The organism is Candidatus Obscuribacterales bacterium (genome assembly GCA_036703605.1).
Classification (GTDB): Bacteria; Cyanobacteriota; Cyanobacteriia; order RECH01; family RECH01; genus RECH01.
This window is the reverse complement of sequence record DATNRH010001193.1, coordinates 1-3,483: the sequence shown is the minus strand read 5'-3', so window position 1 is coordinate 3,483 and position 3,483 is coordinate 1. Positions and strand designations below refer to the sequence as shown.

At 52.7% G+C, this 3,483-nt stretch carries 4 protein-coding genes; 1 reads left to right on the top strand and 3 read right to left on the bottom strand.

Annotated features, from left to right (window positions below):
• Both V6D20_24785 and V6D20_24780 read right to left on the bottom strand, forming a co-directional pair.
• The coding region (locus tag V6D20_24785) for a hypothetical protein (protein ID HEY9818999.1) at positions 1-484 on the bottom strand (484 nt) is incomplete at its 3' end.
• 68 nt (positions 485-552) lie between these two features.
• Positions 553-1,335, bottom strand: coding sequence for a hypothetical protein (locus V6D20_24780; GenBank protein HEY9818998.1), 783 nt, complete (start codon positions 1,333-1,335; stop codon positions 553-555).
• 6 nt (positions 1,336-1,341) lie between these two features.
• Between V6D20_24780 and V6D20_24775 the strand changes: the two genes are divergently transcribed.
• Positions 1,342-1,782, top strand: a complete 441-nt coding sequence (locus V6D20_24775; GenBank protein ID HEY9818997.1) for a hypothetical protein — start codon at positions 1,342-1,344, stop codon at positions 1,780-1,782.
• A 1,424-nt stretch (positions 1,783-3,206) separates the two neighbouring features.
• Here V6D20_24775 and V6D20_24770 read toward each other — a convergent pair.
• A complete protein-coding gene (locus tag V6D20_24770) occupies positions 3,207-3,350 on the bottom strand; it encodes a hypothetical protein (GenBank protein HEY9818996.1) in 144 nt (47 codons plus the stop codon).
• Positions 3,351-3,483: the final 133 nt, after the last annotated feature.

The window sequence follows — 3,483 nt, the reverse complement described above, 5'->3', positions numbered from 1 at the left end:
GCCGGAGGAGGGGGGAGGGGGAGGAGGGGGGAGGGGGAGGAGGGGAGGAGGGGATGAGGAGGAGGGCAGAGGAGGCAATCCCATTACCAGGCCCATAGAGGAGGTAGGGGCCAGTTGACAGCGCTGAGCGCATTGCTTCCTTTTCTTCGATGCTCTCTACTCGATTGATGCAGCGTTGCCGGTACAAGGCCTCCCCGGCACTCTTCGGCGTGTGGAAAGGATCAACGGATGGGTCGTTCATCTGGGTCTTGGTGAGGGTGTAGCTAGTGTCGGTGGGGTGTAGGCCACGATGCCCAGCGACCGCAAGGTACTCCTGTCCATCTGCGTAGCGCCGTGACTCTGAGCCAATGATCGTGCAATCGTGGTCAGCTAGATGGATTCCTTCCTGCGATGTGGTTGTAACGACTTTGTGATACTCATGCAGAGTGTGGAGATGTCGCTTGGTAGCCATGCCTATTGGGATAATGGCGCCAAGTGTGCCCATGTCTTTTGCTGACATCGCGCCTTTTTGCATGGACAGTACCTCTAGTCTGTACTGTCAGTAAAACTTGCTTACGATGTAGTGCCAGAGGTGGCGACCCCGTCATGCCAGAGCTCATGGCACCAGTGCATCACAGACGACGAGGGTGCAACCACAGAGCACTGGCGCGGTTCTAATCGCACATAGTGGGTCATAGTATGGGAGCCAGAGATTACAGGCGACTTGTTGCATGTGTAGATGGACTCCCAGGGACGGTCAGCTACCTCGCTGGGAAAATCACCAAAGTTTAGCTTTGTCCAGAAGTCAATCGAGTCCACCAGAAGGCTCTCGTAGTCCCTAGGGTCAACGCAGAAGGCAAGGTCTGTAGGGGCCCCAGGTAGAGCAAAGTACGGAGCAACGGTGAGCCTGACACGCTCTGTTGAACAAAGAGGTAGTTGGAGGTCGGCCTCTGTCTCAGCGTCAATCGTATAGCCAAGAGCACGGCCATAATGAAGCTGGCCCTCCTCTCCCGCAATGTGGTAGATAATGTCTTGTTGACACTGCATAGGCTGACCATGAACCTCAACTACGGACAATGGGTTAATGAAGGGATCCCAGCGAAGCAGGTCCCCATCAGCAGGACTCAAGCGTGGTTGGTCAGGGTGGATGGTGGGGTAGGCCCGGTTTTGCTGTGTAGGAGCCAGCCCCGGTGAAAGGAATGCCTGCCGGAGGGCCTCTGTCGGATCTAAAACAGCGACCTTGCCCTGGTGAAGACTGTAGATAGTCGCTACGTCCAATCGTTGCCTGCCCTTCTTCAAATCCGCAAACGTGAGGTTCTCAATATCCCTCCGAAGCTCTGTTGCATCAAAAGTCATAAGGAGATGCTTGAAAGTGTCGAAAATGACCTGGTTGAAGCGGCCATGCTCAAGCTCAAAGAGATTGGAGAGGACCATCTCAAGCACGCTCGCAAAGGGTCTAGCATCTGTGAGGCGATGCTGCTTGTCTGGGTCAGGGCGGAAAACCTTTGCTGGACCAAAGTGCTCAAGCTTTGGGGCGGCCTCGACATCCTCAGCAATTCCAGCATCCATTTCACCTACGAGTCCATCAACTTCTGGCCCACTAGTCTCAGGGGTGTCTTCCTCGTCCACAGCGCTATCGAGAACGAAGCGAGGGGGTCCACAGAGGAACGGAGGTTGATGAAGCTCGGCGTAGTGGGCAATGCAGAGGTGCTACGACGAGTAGGGCCAGGTACGGCAGTACAGCACTGCTTAGCTTCGTTCAGTCCGCTCTCCATGGGCCAGACAAACTCCACAAAATCCTAGCTCTACCTCAAAGTCTCTAGTAGTTCGCTGAACGGATAGCTGGCATTGTCGACAGTAGTAGAGTGCTCTCGAGAGGGCATCAGCGGCAAGATCCAACAGTCCACTGTGTCCGTTGTGATTAGGATGGCTCCAGTGACGACACAATCCACACTGAACTTGAACGTCTTGTTCATCATCAAAGCAGGCACAGATAGTGGACACTAAGGATGTTAGAAGAGCGTAAACATGCTTTGACGTCGAGATCCCCTAGAAAAGTTCCCTAAAGGAACCGAGCTGTCAGGATCCTGGCGAACACGTTCTACGTTGTACTCTGTTGAAAGGTCACTAAATCTCTAGCAATCAGGGAGAGGTATACCGCCCTCCAACACCATTGTGATAGTCGAAACTACTATGCTCCTCAGTCGAATTATGATGGAAGATTTCACAAATGGCGCAATACTTGGCATCCGCAGACGGCACTTCATGGACGGAATTCCAGTGAGTGTCCCAAGAAGCCAGATCAACGAACCGTTCCTCACATCCTGTGCACCAGAAGTTGGTAACTATGGAAAGAGGTGCATAGCGACTTCGATTAGTCATCGCCTCAAACGGAGTTGGTTTCGGCGGGGCTGGCAGTGAGGCTTCAAAAGGGCATTTCGCTTTGCCCATATATCTGTCACGTCCATGTCGTCCTTCAGAGCTCGAACTAGACCTTTTCTTAACCTAACCCCCTCCTTTTCGCATGTCAATAAAGCCTCTTTTCCCGAAAAACTCTGCTCCAAAAAAACATTGGTTTAAATAAGACCTAGCCCTAACCTTTTCTGCGATGGATGAAGTTCTCCACTAGGCCACCCTCAGGTACTTAACCCCTCCCGACTAACTCTCAGGTTCGAATCCGCGAGGCGCTTTGGCAAAAAAAAAAGACTATAGTACCCCTGAGTACTCAGGGCCTGCGGCACTCCTGAGTACTCAGGCCCTGAGTACTCCGCGGCTGGAGTACTCAGCGCTCGGAAGCTCGAGCCCCCCCAAAGAGGGGGGCTTCGAGCCTTTCTTCTTGTCCCGACCGGCTTCGCCGGTCCCCCTTAAGCAGTTGAGCCTCGGAGCGGTGGGCCTCCAGAGTACTCAGCCTTGGAGTACTCCAGAGTAGCGGCGCGCCTCCGCGTTGGGCTATAGCGCCGGTTATATGCGCAGATATAGCTAGCCCTGACAAGTGAGATCGCTGAGACCACATCAAGAACTTCCGCTCCCTAGTGGACCCGCGAGTACCCCAACAATATGTGTACTCCATTGCGAGATGGCTCAGAGTGCTATTTACTTAATGGAAGAGTTCAGACATGCGTTCTATTACCAGCTCCGTAACATGTGCACTGTCCTCTTTGTAGAACATCGAGTGGAACCTAGAGGAGTCAGGTACCAAAAATGGATCAAACAGAGGACAGTGTAGTCTACCCGATGGCTGTTCCGTTCATCTCGATGATGTAATCTTTTCCGTCTTTGCCATGCATAACATCCAGAGCAAGCAGGTCCATGCCACCGAAACATTTTGCAGCCTCTTCCGCCCAAAGGACATGCTCTTCTGTTGGTTCCATTGGCTGGGGAATAAGATACAGAATAGACGGGAGGAACGTTATGTTGGTACCTGAAGATCAGCTCCGCCAAAGTGGCTCTTCCAGCCTGAACCTGTAAAAATCTTCTTGTATACACGAATGTGTTTTCCAATTC